Source organism: Faecalicatena faecalis, from assembly GCF_012524165.2.
Lineage (GTDB): Bacteria > Bacillota > Clostridia > Lachnospirales > Lachnospiraceae > Faecalicatena_A > Faecalicatena_A faecalis.
The window spans coordinates 18,737-34,798 of the sequence record NZ_JABACJ020000027.1 but is presented as its reverse complement, the minus strand read 5'-3'; the positions used below and the strand labels follow the sequence as shown (position 1 = coordinate 34,798).

General features: G+C 43.0%; 14 protein-coding genes and 1 tRNA gene. 8 read left to right on the top strand and 7 right to left on the bottom strand.

The window, feature by feature from the left end; genetic code table 11:
• The first annotated feature begins 224 nt into the window (after positions 1-224).
• From HGO97_RS19970 to HGO97_RS19955, 4 genes are all read left to right on the top strand, one after another.
• A complete protein-coding gene (locus tag HGO97_RS19970; RefSeq protein WP_216244674.1) occupies positions 225-1,250 on the top strand; it encodes an aldo/keto reductase in 1,026 nt (341 codons plus the stop codon).
• Positions 1,251-1,311: 61 nt separating this feature from the next.
• Positions 1,312-3,231, top strand: coding sequence for a sensor domain-containing diguanylate cyclase (locus tag HGO97_RS19965; protein ID WP_216244623.1), 1,920 nt, complete (start codon positions 1,312-1,314; stop codon positions 3,229-3,231).
• A gap of 150 nt (positions 3,232-3,381) precedes the next feature.
• Positions 3,382-4,176, top strand: a complete 795-nt coding sequence (locus tag HGO97_RS19960; RefSeq protein ID WP_216244622.1) for an SseB family protein — start codon at positions 3,382-3,384, stop codon at positions 4,174-4,176.
• 138 nt (positions 4,177-4,314) lie between these two features.
• Positions 4,315-5,235: a class II fructose-bisphosphate aldolase gene (locus HGO97_RS19955; RefSeq protein WP_216244621.1), complete on the top strand. Its 921-nt coding sequence runs from the start codon at positions 4,315-4,317 to the stop codon at positions 5,233-5,235.
• Positions 5,236-5,287: 52 nt separating this feature from the next.
• On the opposite strand, the gene HGO97_RS19950 is transcribed toward HGO97_RS19955, so the two are convergent.
• Positions 5,288-6,139 carry a PocR ligand-binding domain-containing protein gene (locus HGO97_RS19950; RefSeq protein WP_216244620.1) on the bottom strand — a complete coding sequence of 284 codons (852 nt, stop codon included), beginning with the start codon at positions 6,137-6,139 and terminating at the stop codon, positions 5,288-5,290.
• Between the two features lie 170 nt (positions 6,140-6,309).
• Between HGO97_RS19950 and HGO97_RS19945 the strand changes: the two genes are divergently transcribed.
• From HGO97_RS19945 to HGO97_RS19930, 4 genes are all read left to right on the top strand, one after another.
• Positions 6,310-7,710, top strand: a complete 1,401-nt coding sequence (locus tag HGO97_RS19945) for an L-fucose/L-arabinose isomerase family protein (protein WP_246597633.1) — start codon at positions 6,310-6,312, stop codon at positions 7,708-7,710.
• A gap of 119 nt (positions 7,711-7,829) precedes the next feature.
• Positions 7,830-9,326 (top strand): FGGY-family carbohydrate kinase, encoded by a 1,497-nt coding sequence (locus HGO97_RS19940; RefSeq protein WP_216244619.1) that lies wholly within the window; start codon positions 7,830-7,832, stop codon positions 9,324-9,326.
• A 168-nt stretch (positions 9,327-9,494) separates the two neighbouring features.
• Positions 9,495-10,454, top strand: coding sequence for an aldose 1-epimerase family protein (locus HGO97_RS19935; RefSeq protein WP_216244618.1), 960 nt, complete (start codon positions 9,495-9,497; stop codon positions 10,452-10,454).
• A gap of 115 nt (positions 10,455-10,569) precedes the next feature.
• The gene (locus HGO97_RS19930; RefSeq protein WP_216244617.1) at positions 10,570-12,120 is read left to right on the top strand and encodes an AAA family ATPase; all 1,551 of its coding nucleotides are present in this window, start codon (positions 10,570-10,572) and stop codon (positions 12,118-12,120) included.
• A gap of 60 nt (positions 12,121-12,180) precedes the next feature.
• On the opposite strand, the gene HGO97_RS19925 is transcribed toward HGO97_RS19930, so the two are convergent.
• From HGO97_RS19925 to HGO97_RS19900, 6 genes are all read right to left on the bottom strand, one after another.
• A tRNA-Ser gene (locus HGO97_RS19925) sits at positions 12,181-12,266 on the bottom strand.
• Positions 12,267-12,386: 120 nt separating this feature from the next.
• A complete protein-coding gene (locus HGO97_RS19920) occupies positions 12,387-13,007 on the bottom strand; it encodes an SdpI family protein (protein ID WP_246597631.1) in 621 nt (206 codons plus the stop codon).
• A complete protein-coding gene (locus tag HGO97_RS19915; RefSeq protein WP_216244616.1) occupies positions 12,988-13,296 on the bottom strand; it encodes an autorepressor SdpR family transcription factor in 309 nt (102 codons plus the stop codon). The genes HGO97_RS19920 and HGO97_RS19915 overlap by 20 nt, the downstream gene beginning before the upstream one ends.
• Positions 13,297-13,329: 33 nt before the next feature.
• Positions 13,330-13,536: a DUF1648 domain-containing protein gene (locus tag HGO97_RS19910; RefSeq protein ID WP_216244615.1), complete on the bottom strand. Its 207-nt coding sequence runs from the start codon at positions 13,534-13,536 to the stop codon at positions 13,330-13,332.
• A gap of 40 nt (positions 13,537-13,576) precedes the next feature.
• Positions 13,577-15,175, bottom strand: coding sequence for a hypothetical protein (locus HGO97_RS19905; protein ID WP_216244614.1), 1,599 nt, complete (start codon positions 15,173-15,175; stop codon positions 13,577-13,579).
• On the bottom strand, positions 15,114-15,878 hold the full coding sequence (locus HGO97_RS19900; protein WP_216244669.1) for an ABC transporter ATP-binding protein: 765 nt from the start codon (positions 15,876-15,878) through the stop codon (positions 15,114-15,116). The genes HGO97_RS19905 and HGO97_RS19900 overlap by 62 nt, the downstream gene beginning before the upstream one ends.
• Positions 15,879-16,062: the final 184 nt, after the last annotated feature.

Sequence of the window (16,062 nt, the reverse complement as noted above, 5' to 3'; positions counted from 1 at the left end):
TCCTAAATTTGGCTTGTTCTGATAATCTATTTTACGATATTTCCGGCGTATTGACAAGGAGAGGGCGAAAATTGCGAAGAAAATGGGATAGGAACGAGAATGCTTTTCCTTTTGTTTTACTTAGAAAATGTGTATAATAGAGGAAATGGTGAAAGAAAATCAATTGCCAAAACTGGCAGGAGAAAACAGGATAAAAGAGATTCAATCAATTAGGAGTGAAGATGATGAAAAAGGTTACATTGGGAACAACAGGGATTACAGTACCACAGAATGGATTCGGAGCACTTCCGATTCAGAGGGTCAGCATGGATCAGGCAGTCGAGATTTTGAGAAGGGCTTATGAGGGAGGTATGACTTTTTTTGATACCGCGCGGGCTTACAGTGACAGCGAGGAAAAGTTAGGGCAGGCCTTTGAAGGAATCCGCAAGGATCTATACATAGCCACCAAGACGATGGCACGGACTCCACAGGAATTTAAGAGTCAGCTTGAGACTTCCTTAAAGCTGCTTAAGACGGATTATATCGATATCTATCAGTTCCATTGTGTGGATGTCTGTTACCGTCCGGGGGATGGAACAGGGATGTATGAGTGCATGCTCGAGGCGAAGGAGCAGGGGAAGATCCGCCATATCGGTGCGACAGCACATAAGCTGAACGTGGCAGAGGAGTGCGTTCGATCCGGTCTGTATGAGACTCTGCAGTATCCCCTTAGTTACCTGTCTTCTGAGAAGGAACTAAAATTGGTCGAGCTGTGCAGGGAAAAGAATATGGGATTCATTGCAATGAAGGGGCTTGCTGGGGGACTCATCAATGATTCCAAAGCGGCCTGCGCCTATATGTCACAGTTCGATAATGTGGTGCCGATCTGGGGTGTGCAGAGGATGGAGGAACTGGAAGAGTGGCTTTCCTACATGAACGATGCCCCCGCTCTGGATGCGGAGGTACTGGCCTATATTGAGAAGGAGAAAAAGGAGCTCAACGGAGAGTTCTGCCGTGGATGCGGTTACTGTATGCCATGTCCGGCGGGAATCCAGATCAATAACTGTGCGAGGATGTCACTGATGGTAAGAAGAGCGCCGTCCGCAGGATGGTTAAATGAAGAGTGGCAGGAGAATATGAAGAAGATCGAAGAATGTCTGGATTGCGGCCAGTGCATGAAGAAGTGTCCTTATGAGCTGAATACGCCGGAACTATTAAGGAAGAATTACGAAGATTATAAGCAGATTCTCGCAGGGAATATTACGGTGTAAGCAGAAGCGAGCGTAACGATGCAGTCTGTATCATGTCTATATTAGCTTAAGGAGGATACTTATGCAGAGGATATTCAAAAAATATACGATGATCATTATGACCTTTGCTATATTTTCCATCCTTGCCGTGAATTGCTATTTCTCTGCTCAATCGGTGGAACAGCAGCAGTTCACGACCTTTTGCACAAAGATCGATCAGGTAATCCATACCATCAAGAATAATCAGGAGGAGCTGGCTGCAATTAAGACGAATCTTGACGAGGATTATCTTACCAGGGCCAGAGCTGCGGCATATGTAGTGGAAAAGAATCCTGATATTTTGGGCAGCGTGGAAGAACTGAATAATCTGGCTAAGCTGTTGGATGTGGACGAACTTCATGTGACAGAGGAGGATGGAATTATTCGTTATTCTTCTGTACCCAAGTATATCGGGCTGGATTTCCATTACGGAGAGCAGATGAGGGGATTTTTGCCCATCTTGGAGGGGGACGATGAGGATGCTTATATCATACAGGAGGCACAGCCCAACACAGCGGAAAAGAAGATGATGAAATATGTGGGCGTCGCAAGGAAGGGCGTCAAGGGACTGGTCCAGGTTGGTCTGGAGCCTGTCAGACAGATGGAGGCCCAGGAGCGCAATACATATGAATATATTTTTTCCAGATTCCCGACGGATATTGGAGAAGGATTTTTTGCGGTCGATATGGAGGCTGGAAAGATTACGGCCTATTCTGGTATGAATGAAGACGTGAATGTATCTACAGACAAACTGCGTGCCCATCCTGAAAAGTTCCAAAATGGAGGTTACATTCAACTGAAAGATGGAAGGGACTATTATATTGTGACTAAGTCCTATCAGGATGTCATAATCGGTGCATTTATTACAAGGACAAATCTGTATGAGACTTTTTGGAAGAATATGCTGCACACGCTGCTTTATCTTGCAATTGTTGAGATGATTGTGGTACTCACATTGAACTATCTTGTGAAGCAGAAGGTGGTAAATGGGATTCATGAAATCCGCGATGAACTGCTGGAAATTACGAAGGGGGATTTTGATACAACGGTAAATGTGGGAGGAAATCCTGAATTTGAGGCATTAAGCCATGGAATCAACAGTATGGTGAAAAGTATTGTAAGTTCTTCAGCGCGTATTTCCAATATTATAGATATCTCCGAAATCCCGCTAGCAGCATTTGAATATCAAAATGGGATGAATCATGTATTTACTACTACGAAGCTAAAGGATATGCTTGGAATTTCCAGTGAAGAATTTGAAAGGCTGTCCTATGATCCGGGGGCATTCATGCAGAAGATCAAGGAGATCATGGAGGAACCAGAGGAAGAGGAAAGTGATGTTTACTGTGTGGCCCCTGATCAATATGTACGACTGCATTTTGCAGTAGAGCTTTCTGGATATTATGGAGCAGTTACAGATGCCTCCAGGGAGGTTATGGACAAACGCAGGATGCGGTATGAGAATAATCATGACCAGTTGACGGGGCTGGCGAGATATGTCTACTTTAAGGAATTAGCAGCAGAGATCCTAAAGAATATGAAGGTGGATGAGGTATGTGCCTGTGTGATGATTGATTTAGATGAGTTTAAATCAATCAATGATACCTATGGGCATGATGTAGGCGACAGATATCTCCAGGAATTCGCAAAATGTATGAATGAGCTTCCAAAGGACCACTGTGTCATCGCCAGGCGTTCTGGGGATGAGTTCTGTATTTGGGCATTTGGATATCGAGCAGAGAAGGAGATACAGGAACAACTAAAGGCATTCTGGGAAAAGCTCAACAAAAGGACCGTCCGGCTTACAGAAAGGGAGTCTTGCCAGATCAGCGCCTCAGGAGGGTATGTCTGCACAAGTGACCGCAATGCAGAGGTAGAACAGCTTCTTTATGAGGCGGACCAGATCCTTTATTGTGTGAAAAGGGAAGATAAGGGTTCTTTCGGGTCACGGCCCTTTAGATGACCTTACAGAAAAGCAGTGTTACAGGACATAAAAGAGGGGCAGACAGCCAGGATATGGTCTGTAATTGGTTGCTGCCGGGAGCGATTTTGATTTGATTCCAGGAGCGTCCTATAGTATAATTTAAGGAAAACAAATGAATCGAGGTTTATCATGGAAAATAATTTTCAAATTCAAGTGAAGAAGCTGCAGAGGCTTGAACAGACATACGTCGCTTTCAGCCAGGGGACCAGGATGCCGTTCATTACATGTGATGAGGAGTCTTTTAATGACCAGATCTGGGTCTTTACGACGGAGGAGAAAGCAAAGGAATTCGGCGAAAAACGAAGAGACGAGATGAAGGACATTCTGATGGTAGTGCGTCTGGAGAATAAGCAGCTCCTTGGCTTCTACAGCAGTCTGTATCTGCTGGGAGTGAATGAGATAGTCTTTGTGGAGGAAGAACAGACCACGAAGATTCTGTTGGAACGGCTTGTGAAAGCGCCGGATTATTCGAATCTGCCGAAGGAAAAGCAGCCTCTGATGAATCCGCAGATGCAGTTGACAGGGCTGTATTTTATGCAGGAGCTGCTTAGGGCAATGCCGAATAATGAGAAGCCGAAGCTGCCGGAGCTAGAGGAGGAGATGGTGGTCAATCTGATCCGCTCAAGGTTCTTTATGCCAATTGAGGTGATTGGGGAGAAGATTCTGAAAGATGGCTCTAATATAAAGATCCCATGTGTGAAGAATAAGGAAGATAAGATGTTTCAGCCTATCTTTACAGATTATAATGAGTTCCAAAAGTTCAACAAGGAAGGTAAGTTTCAGGCGAATATCATTGAGTTCGTGAATATCGAGAAGGTCCTGGGGCAGAGCGTAGAGGGAGTCGTAGTAAATCCACAGGGCATGAATACCGTGATTGCAAAAGCGATGATTCCGAACCTTTTGAACCGTTTTTCTAAGGGTTAAATCGGGAGCTAATAGAGCATATCAAAGTGAGACCGAACAAATTCAAAGTTATTTGAACGTTTTTCTCTATCATCTTTTCCTGGAAAAGGTATATGATGGATTCAGATAAGGTAGAAGGATGGCAGGGAGGAATCGATAATGTTAGTGACTTTGAAGGATATTTTGAATTTATGTGAAGCAAAAGGATGTGCAGCAGGTTCTTTTAATACTCCGAACCTGGAGTCTATTATGGCAGTCATAGGTGCGGCAGAGGAGTTGGAGGTGCCGGTGATCATTCAGCATGCGCAGGCGCACGAGTCTATCATGCCGCTGGACACGATCGGACCGATTATGCTGGAGCTTGCGAGACGTGCGAAGGTACCGGTGGCCGTACATATGGATCATGGTGAGACTGTAGAATATGTGTACCGTGCGATGGAGATGGGATTTACTTCTGTGATGTATGATGGTTCTACTCTTCCGTTTGATGAAAATGCAGCCAATACACAGTTGGTCGTTTCTTTGGCGAAGAGGACCGGGGCAACGGTGGAGGCTGAGATCGGATGCATGGGAAGACGAGAGATGGGAGATGGATCTGCTGGCACAGGAGAGGACCCAGAGAAGATCTATACGGACCCGGACCAGGCGAAGAAGTTTGTAGAGATGACAGGAATCGATGCTCTGGCCTGTTCTTTTGGGACAACCCATGGGGTATATTTAAGCGAGCCGAAGCTGGATTTCAGTGTAGTGGAGAATGTCAGGAAGAAGGCACATATTCCGATTGTTATGCATGGAGGTTCCGGCGTGAGCCGTGAAGATTTTCAGACAGCGATTAAAAAGGGCGTCCGTAAGGTGAATTATTATACCTATATGGCTATGGCGGGCGGTGAGACTGTTGCGAATCAGTTCCGTATGGGATGTATTCCGGTCGAGAAGAACGGGAAGAAATACAAATACTGCTATTCTCTCGTAGAGAGTGGACAAGATGCCCCGATTATGTACCACGATATTGTACAGTGGGGAACACAGGCGATGAAAGATAATTGTAAAAAAGCAATGGAAATCTTTTCAATGAAATAAAAAAGTGACTTATAAGGTTACTAACAGCCAATAGAAAATACAGACAGGCCAGCTATAGGAAATCCTTCCGGCTGGTCTGTCTGTATTGTTTAGGGGACATTTGTGTCATACGTTTGAAAATCGTAATAAAGTAATTATAATCGTTAAATCCACATGCGGAGGCAATCTCACTGATGTTCATCTCGGGATGAGCGGTCAACAGTGATTTTGCTTTTTCAATACGCAGACTACGTATGTGGGCTGCAATTCCAGTTCCATAATTCTGATCTGCAATCTCATAAAGGGAAGTCTTCCCAATCTTAAAATGTTCGCAGATCGTTCTCACATCGATGTCTTCGGTGTAATGTTCCATAATATATTCATCGATCAGTACGGGCAGCTCCTTCTGGCCGAGGATTGCCATCCGCTCCAGACAGAGATAGGAAGCGACGGCCTGTAGGATATGTGAGGCTGAATCTATATAATTTTCGGAAATAAGAGGGCGCTCCCAGCAGGCCTGCTTTAACTGTTCCTGATCTACCTGATAGGATCGGCACAGATCGCTTATGATTGTCCAGCCTTCCTCGTGGGAGGAATAGGAAAAGACATGCCCGAACAACAGATAACCGATGATAAGATTCCCCATGTAGAGAGGGGCAATGCTCTCTGTCAGACCAGCATGGCAGCGGTAGGTATAAGAGGTACGCTGTCTTGCTGCAGTCTCACAGGCAATTGCATCACAGCGGCGGCATTCCATATCAGCCTTCTCATCTGTCCTTAAAAGCTGGCAGATGGGGGCAATCTGTTCGGGGAAGGAGGCGAGCTCACGGAAGGTCTCATCAAATACGGTGATACGTATCTGTGTGATTGTAAAAAAATCCTTTAAAAGGGAATTCAGTTTGGTCAGGTTAAAGGTTGAAATCATAGCTGTCCTCCTTTTTACATTTATTGTATGGTTCTTTGTTCAGCATAACATAACAGCGAACAAATTCAAAGTAAAAAGAACAGAATACTATATATTAAACAGTGGTGTTTCGATACAATAAAAATTAAGATAACGCATTGTACATACAATCGTATAAGGAGGACAAAGAGATGAAAAAAATGACGTTCGCATTATGTTTCTGTAACCGGGGATTTATGCCGGGAGAATTAATTTATGGAGCAAGAGAAGACATGATCAAGGCCGTGACAGATGCAGGCTATGATTACATAGCAATGGATGCAGAACTGACCAGATACGGCGGGGTCGAGACAAGAGAAGAAGGGCTTTTATATGCAAAATGGCTGAAAGAGCACGACGGAGAATATGATGGGGTGATTTTTTCCATGCCGATTTTTGCAGATGAGAACGGTGCCATCACAGCACTTAGAGATGCCGGGGTTCCAATTCTAATGCAGGCATACCCGGATGAAATTGGAAAAATGGATTTTGCACACAGAAGAGATGCTTATTGCGGGAAGTTTTCCGTTACAGATGTATTTACCCAGTATCAGGTTCCATTTACCGTGATGAAACCTCATGTGGTACATCCGTTATCTCCTGCATTTGCGGAAAATCTCAAAGATTTTGCTGCAGTCTGCAGGGTAGTAAATGGAATGAAACGCTTTAATGTGGGATGTATCGGAGCCAGGACGACTGCGTTTAAGACGGTTCGTTTTGATGAGATCGCTCTGCAGAAATACGGAATCAATGTGGAATCATTTGATCTTTCCGAAGTATTTTATAAGGTGGGACAAAAGGAGGACGATGAGGAGGCTGTGCAGGCTAAGATAGAGAGACTGCAAAGTTATACAGACTTTTCCAAAGTTCCGCAGAGCAACATGCTCACGCTTGCTAAGCTGGCAGTCGTGATAGACGAATATATTGAGGAATATCAATTGGATGCCCTGACCTTACGTTGCTGGAATGAGATGGAGACGGTTCTGCGTATCTGTCCGTGTGTACTGCTCAGTGAACTGAATGACCGGGGGATTACTGCTTCCTGTGAAATCGATATGTGCTCTGCACTGACCATGCGTGCGATGAGCCTGGCAAGTGAAAATCCGACCACAGTCCTGGATTGGAACAATAACTATGGAGATGATGAGAATAAGGTGATCCTGTTCCATTGTGGTCCGGTTCCGCAGACGTTGATGGCTGGAAAAGGAAACGTCACAGAGCATAAGATGTTTGCGAAGGGTGACCCGGGGTGTGGCTGGGGAAGCAATGAGGGGCGGATCAGACCATTTGATATGACCTTCTCGAATTGCCAGACAAAGGACGGAAAGATTATTGTATATGCAAGTGAGGCGAAGTTTACGGATGATCCGATCGAGGAGAGCTTCTTTGGATGCGGCGGTGTTGCTGAGATCCCGGATCTGCAGGATAAACTAATCAAACTGGCGCGGGGCGGCTTCAAGCATCATACATCCGTAGGAATGGGACATATGAAGGAAATTCTAAAAGAAGCATTTACCACGTATCTGCATTACGACTGGGTGGATATTGACTGATTTGGGCAGTTTCGAGCCCACACCGGGAAGAGATATGAGATTTTTAATGCGCCATAATCAGTTGTGGCTGTCATCCGTGAGATTACCGAGTGTGGATGGAAACTAAGGAGGTGAAGAAGATGAAAATAGCAGGATTGGATATCGGAACGACAGGCTGCAAGTTGACAGTGTTTGATTCGGACGGTAAATATCTTGGCAAAGCGTACCGGGATTATCCGGCCAGCCGCACAAAAAGTGAGCATGAGATCGATGTGGAGATGATCATGAAGGGTGTTCTGGAGGTCATGAAAGAGATGGCAGGAAAGTACCCTGACATTGCCGGAATTGGCGTGACCAGTTTTGGGGAGACCTTCGTACTGGCGGATGAGAACGGCACACCCCTCCATCATGCCATGCTGTATACAGATCCGCGCGGGGCACAGGAATGTGCCGAGCTTACGGAACAGATCGGCGGGATGAATATCGCATCGATCACCGGGGTGAAGCCCCACGAGATGTACAGTATTTCCAAGGTGATGTGGATGAAGCGGCACAAGCCGGAATTGTATCAAAAAGCGGCTCACATCTTTTTGATGGAGGACTATGTCGTGTATCATCTGACGGGAGCTGCCCAGATCGACTATTCACTGGCCGCCAGGACCATGGCCTTTGACATTACTTCTTTAAAATGGAGTGATGAGATCTTTGAAAAGGCAGGGATCGATGTCAGGCTGATGTCCAAAACAGTGCCTACCGGGACTACGGCAGGCGCGGTGCGTAAGGAGATAGCAGACCGGACAGGACTTGCAGCGGATACACAGATTGTCTCCATCAGCCACGATCAGGTGGCTGCGGCAGTCGGCGCAGGGGTGTTTGATTCGGATCAGGCGGTAGACGGTGCAGGAACCGTGGAATGCATCACCCCGGTTTACGACGGGCTGCCGGAATTAGAGGTCATGTACAATGGAAATTATGCGGTAGTGCCATATGTGATTCCTGGGAAATATGTCTGTTACGCATTTTCCTATACAGGCGGTGCGCTGATCCAGTGGTGCGTGGACACGCTGGCAAAGAAAGAGAAGGAGCTGGCGCGTGAACGCGGAATCTCTGTGAATGAAATGCTGGAAGGAAAGGTGGAGGGACAGATAGAAGAACCAACGGGGCTTCTGGTGCTTCCACATTTTGCAGGGGCGGCGACCCCATATATGGATACAGGCTCAAAGGGCGCAATCGTGGGACTATCGACCGATACATCGGTCAGTGACATTTACCGTGCATGTATGGAAGGCGTGGTCTATGAGATGCTTCTGAACATGGAGTACCTGAAAGACTCCGGGACCTGTTTTCGCATGCTTCATGCAACGGGAGGCGGCGCCAGGTCAGAGGTGTGGATGCAGATGAAAGCGGATATGCTGAATCTTCCGATCACGGCGCTGAATACAGCGGATGCAGGAACTGTTGGAAGCGCCATGCTGACCGGGATCGCGGCAGGATGCTTCCGGGATCTTAAAGATGCGGCAGAGCATATGGTGGAGAAGAAGAAGGTCTATGAGCCAGATTCGAAGATGCATGAGAAATATAGGGAAGTGTATGAGCGGTACCGGAAGCTGTATCAGGCGGTGCGGCCGCTGGTATAGTGTGAGAGACGCTGTACTGGTGCAGGTTCTTATCTGGAATAACTAGATGAAAGGACAGATACAGGAAATATAGATTCGATTTTAAATTAGAAACAATTAAAGTTCATCAGGGAAGCAGCATAGCGGATTTTAAATATCCGCTTTGACTTGCTTTAGAAAGGAAAAAATATGAATCCATATATAGGGCATGATTCACAGCTTTATGGAATTGAGGAACACCGGCTCGTCGGTGGAAAAGGCGATGGAATGCGTCTTCTGGAGGTGAATAACGGAAAAGGGCTGGAGCTGACGGTCTCACCGGACCGGTGTGCGGATATTTCCAGGCTTCGTTACAGGGGAATCAATATGTCATACTTTTCACCCTGCGGTTATGCTGCCCCGGCATTTTATGACAGGACAGGTTCTAACTGGCTGAAAACATTTACGGCAGGATTTTTGACGACCTGTGGGCTTCAGGCCGTTGGCTCTCCGTGTGTGGACGAAGGAGAGGAACTTCCATTGCACGGCACGATCGCCAACACTCCGTCGGACCAGGTCTACTGGATTGAAGAGGACGGTTATCTGGTCATCCGGGCAGTGATCCGGGATGAGGCTTTGTTTGCCCGGAAGTACCGTCTGGACCGGGAGATCAGGGTGAGCCTTACGGAAAACGAATTTGTGATCAGAGATGTGATTGAAAATACCGGTGATGCAGTACAGCCTCTGGAGGTGCTGTATCATATGAATATGGGATATCCGCTGTTGGATGAGGATAGTATCGTGGAGATTTTGTCAGACGAAGTGGCTGCCCGCGATGAACATGCAGCGGAGGATCTTGAGAACTGGATGAAGATGATCAAGCCGGAAGCGGGATATGTGGAGAGATGCTATTATCATAAGTTCGAGAAAGAAGGGAAAGCTTCTATCTATCAGCCGAAGATCGGGCAGGGACTGGAGATTTCGTTTGATCAGGAAGTGCTGGACTGCTTTGTGGAATGGAAGATGATGGGTGTGCGCGATTATGTGCTGGGACTGGAATGCGGGAACTGCTATCCGGACGGGAGAGATGTCATGCGTGAGAAGGGGATGCTGAAATTCCTGGAGCCGGGGGAGAAGGTGAAGTATGAGGTGACGGTCAGGATGCTGTAAGAGCCGTAACTGTTCACGGGTATCCTGTGCACAGTTACTAAGAGCACCAGATAGAAACTTTACATTGCTGAAATCCTGGAAATTGTCTATAATGATGAAAAGGGAGGTGCATGGAATGAACTATCTGAACACACCATATCCAATGATTCATTTTAGAAAAGTACAAAAGCAGAAGATTTACGTGGATAAGAGCATGCTGATCAGCAGATTGAACGGATTGATTGGAACAAATGACTGCTATGTCTGTATCACCAGACCAAGACGTTTTGGAAAAACAACTAATGCAAATATGCTGGGAGCCTATTATACAAAGGAGGCAGATGGTCATTCTTTATTTGATCATCTGTCTATTTCAGACGATCCTACCTATCAGGAACATCTGAACAGGCACAATGTGATTTATATTGATTTTAGCCGGATGCCGGATACATGCAGCTCTTATGAAGACTATATTAATTACGTTAAGGATGGAATCCGGGAAGATCTGGAAGAGACATATGGACTTTCTGGCAGGCCAGGTGTTTCGGTCAGTGACCTGTTACGGGATTCAGGTGAGTTTTTCATCTTTATTCTGGATGAGTGGGATGCTGTTTTCTATGAGAAATTTATGAGCAGAGAGGATAAGACACATTATCTGAAGTTTATCAAAAATCTGCTCAAAGACCAGCCTTATGTAGAACTGGCCTATATGACAGGAATTCTTCCGATTGCTAAGTACTCCAGCGGGTCAGAGCTGAATATGTTCCGTGAGTATAATTTTATGAATGATTATATTTATGAAGCATATTTTGGGATGAGTGAAGAGGAAGTCAGGAAACTGTGCGGGGAAAATCAATCGGTAAGCTATGAAGAACTGAAATACTGGTATGACGGATATTATATGAGTGACGGGAGAAGTCTTTTTAATCCACGCTCTGTGAACTGTGCTCTGAGTGACGGGGTGTGTCTTAACTATTGGACTGAGACAGGTCCGATGAATGAAGTTGCTGACTGTATAGAACACAATGTGGATGAAGTGAGGGAAGATATCGTCAAAATGGTAGCTGGGATTCCGGTTGAAGTAGAGCTGCAGGGATACAGCGTATCCGAACTGGAGTTGAATACCAGAGACGAGATTCTTTCAGCGATGGTGGTTTACGGATTTTTATCTTATCATGACGGGATGCTTCGGATACCAAATTATGAGCTTATGGAGAAGTATCAGAAGGTACTGGCGCGGGACAGCATGGGGGAAGTAAAGAAAATTGTTAATGGTTCCCGGGAAATGTTGGAGGCTACGCTGGCGTGTGATGAAATAAGGGTAGCATCTATGTTGGAAGAGGTGCATGACAGAGAAATTCCTTTTCTGGAATATCACGATGAAAATGCATTATCCTGTGTGATCACACTCTGTTATTTATATGCAAGAAAAGATTACGAAATAGAACGAGAAGCAAAAAGTGGGAAGGGGTATTGTGATTATTTATTCCGCCCTAAAAAGGCTGGCATACCGGCGATTATACTGGAACTGAAAGTGGGGAAATCCTGTGAGGACGCGATTGCACAAATTAAAGAAAAGAATTATATCCAGAAAGTGAAGGAATGCCGGGAAATACTGCTTGTTGGGATCAACTATGATAAAAACAAGCATCATGAATGCAGGATAGAAAAAATCGTAACGAAATAGTCTAAAGGCACGTTCAGAAGGAAAATTACTGTTCCTAATCTGGACGTGCCTTTTTGCAAGCGCAGCAGGAGGGATTTGAACCCCCGGAGCGTTGCCGCTCTTCTGCTTTCGAGGCAGATGCCATCAGCCAACTCGACCACTGCTGCATATGGGGCGCGGTATTCTACCGCGCCTTGAATATTGTAACAAATTTCAACAGGAAAAACCAGTATTTTTTACGAAAATTTTTTAGAGTTTTTCCATCTTCTTGCGCAGTTTTCTGTGTGTCAGCTATGTTGCCTGTTAGTGGTAAAAACAAATAATGAATAAATGCATACGATTATAATCCACAAGCCAATCCCGAATAAAAATATTAGGTTATTATTTTGAACAAATAGGGCAAGCAGACATTGCATAATACCAAAGGGAATTGCCGTATATCCTGCAAATCTATGTGTTTTCTGCCAGCATAATTTATCCTTTAGTATCCAGGGTAATTTAAATCCTATCCGACTGCGGAAAGGCATTTGTGGCAAAAAATTTCCTATCAAAATCATCATAGCCCCAATGATCAGTATAATTACTTTCAAATAATCTATTTGAAAACCACTGTACTGCGCTATGGTTGCAAGATAATAGAGTAACACTCCAATTCCCAGAAAATTAAAAACAACGATTGTAACTTCATTTCTTACAATATCATCACTTCTTGATATTTTTTGCGGACAAAATGAAACAACCGCTAATGTAAACAGAATGGCGAAGCTAATTCCAATAAAAACAATTCTGTTAGGAGACTGCATAAACAGGGGAATTTCATTCGGAAGATTTTGATAACAAAAAAGCGTTCCTAAAATGAATATAACTAACAAAAGCACGTTCAGATTTTTATATATCTTCATCTTCATTTCTATTTTCCACCTTTCCAGTTGTTTTATTATTGACATCAAAAAATTCTAAAAAAGCCCCTAGTGTGGTTTGTAATACAGAAGCATTGAGAGAATAAGTCACGGACATGCCTGTTCGTTCACTTGTGACTAATCTCGCTTCTTTTAATATATCAAGGTGTTTCGATATAGCAGGTTTTGATATTGTAAAATTTTCGGCAATTTCCTTTGCTGTCAAATCGCCGTTGGCTAATAACTTCAGGATCTGTCGTCTCGTATCATCAGACAAAGCCTTAAATACAGTTGTCATTGATAAAAATCTCCTTTCTGAGTATTACTGTATTTATTTCTTCTTATGTGTAAATTGGTGATAAATCAAATACGGAACTGGTGTAAGCAGTAATATAAAATACTTACTTGCATACCAGCCTGCTTCTCCATCAGCGTCAAAATGGAAAGGAATTTCTTCCGGGAGAAAAAATGTTACCACGAATAATAAAATAAAAGTTCCAAACAAGAAAACCAGGGCAGTTAAATTCTTTTTACTCATAAATCACTCCTCCTTTTGATAAGTATCTTATGAAAGGTAATCACTCTTGTTCAAGTGTAATTCCTATGCATACAATTAAGATCAAGACGAGCAGGCTGCATGATATGACCCCTGTTATTACAAAAGGGGTAAAGCATCTTTGTATCATCTTCATTACGATTAAGAAGTAACCTGCGGAAATGATAATACACACAACAATTGATAAAATCACATTGATATTTTGTTTGACTGCTTCTACTTCATTAGTCCACTCTAATTTCGGATGTTTCATATCAATAAATACTCCGATCGTGTTCCACAGGATAGTAAACAAAGTGCCTGCCAAAACAATCACAAAAATCTGGCGGAAATTATAGTAAAAGTACAGTTTAAAAATCAAACAATTTATTATAATTCCAACAAATGATACGATTACAGCGAATAAGATTTTTACAAAAGCCTGTTGCTTTAAACCATATGGAATTAGTTTCGCTATCCATAAGTTCGCTCCCTCTCTGGAAAAACTACTCGAAGCAATTACATTGATTGACGATGTAAGTACAATTACTGCAAGTGAAAATAGTGTTGCATAGAAAGAAAATTCTGGAGCTGTCACCAATATTCTTATTTGCTCTATACTTTCCGCGGCTGCACTTACCCGGAAGGAGAACGGCAATAGAAACGGTGTAATGATAATCCCAAACAATCCGTTTATAACATACACAGGATTTCGAAAAAACATTTTACATTCTTTACTGAAATAACTCTTCAGCTTTGATGATGAATGGTATTTCATTTTTGCAGCAATAAGCCGTACCTGCCTGCTGTAAACAGCATATTTTATTCCAATCACAAAGTTGCTCAAATAGTAATATCCCACAACTGCTATTACAGAAAGAATGGCAGCGAATAATTTTAAACCTGTATTTAAACAGATATATTTATCGTAAAATGGAAACGGTGTGCATAACTGAGTGACCCCACTTAGGAAATTCTGTTCTAAATTCATATGTAAATCCGCAGTCGCTACTCTATATATTACATTTCCAGCCAGATATATCCCAATTCCTGTCACAGCCAGTATAGTCCTCATACGTCTAAGATACATGGCAATTTTCAAACATATTGTAACAATTACTGATAACGGAAATGTTACAATATGAGGAAGCATTATGATTGCAGAAATATAAGTGATAATCACAGAGATGTCTCCTGTATGTTCCGTTTGAATAATACAGACCGGAAACAACAGCAATATTTCTATTCCATAACAAAACAAGATATTTGAAATATATTTACTTGTAAAGATGTCACAAGGCTGTATAGGAAACAGCAGTATATTCTCCAGATCTTTTGAAAAGCAAAACAAGTTTATCAAAAGAAAGCTGCTTATAATTGTAAGTATGATAGACAGTCCGGAAAGTATAAGAGGAAAGAATAAATTGGCCATTCCGAATTCAACTAATCCTGTATAAGCCTGCTCCATTATTTGAAAGTAATAATAATAAAATACACCTATCATGCCTGCGATAAAGCAAAGCAGCACGATAAAATAAATATCCAGCTGTTCCTTTAATCTGTGTCGAACATTCAAAAAGCTAAAATTCAATCGGCAGATTGTCCTGCTTAGTTGAAAAATCTTTATCCAGCGGCTCATCATTTACCACCTCCATATAGATATCTTCCAAAGAAATGTCAAGGAAGTTATCTTGAAGTATAATCGTTTTCCTGATTGTTCCTTTTTGAATAAAAACAATGGTATCGCATAGCTTTTCACATATTTCCAATATATGAGATGAGAATAAAACTGATTTTCCATTGCCTGCCCTTGACTTAATCAATCTTTTCAATACTTGGGCGGCTTCGATATCCAGTCCCGTCATAGGTTCATCTAATACCCAAAGCTGAGGGTCATTTACGAGAGAAGATATAATTGCAATTTTTTGTTTCGTTCCGTGGGAAAAATTTTTAATCGGCTGATTTAAATACTTTTCAACTTGAAACTCCTTAATCAATGGAGCATAAATTTTCCTTCTTTCTTCAGTTGATACCCCATACATATCTGCTATAAAATTCAGGTACTCTTTTCCAGTAAGATTATTGTATAAATCGTGGCTGTCCGAGACATAATTGATTTTTTCTTTGTACTGTAAAGGCTGTGCATCTAAAGAACAATCCTGTAGAGTAATAGTGCCTTTTTCAATCGGTAATAAGCCTAATATCAATTTTAAAGTAGTGGTTTTACCGACACCATTTTTCCCTAATAATCCGACTACCTTGCCGTCTGGTACAGAAAATGTAAGATTGGTTAGTATGGGAACATCAGGCTGATAATGAAACGAAAGATTGAAAACTTCCAGCATAAATAACACGCCTCCCTCTCCTTGGAATTAACCTTTTGGTTAATAGGTTAATTCCAGTATATGTCTAATACCTGAAAATGTCAACAAAAAAACCGTAGACAAACTGACTAAATCAGCCAGAATGTCTACGGTTTTTGATACTTCATCATAGGAAGCACGTACATTGTGTGTTTTAGAGGATCAG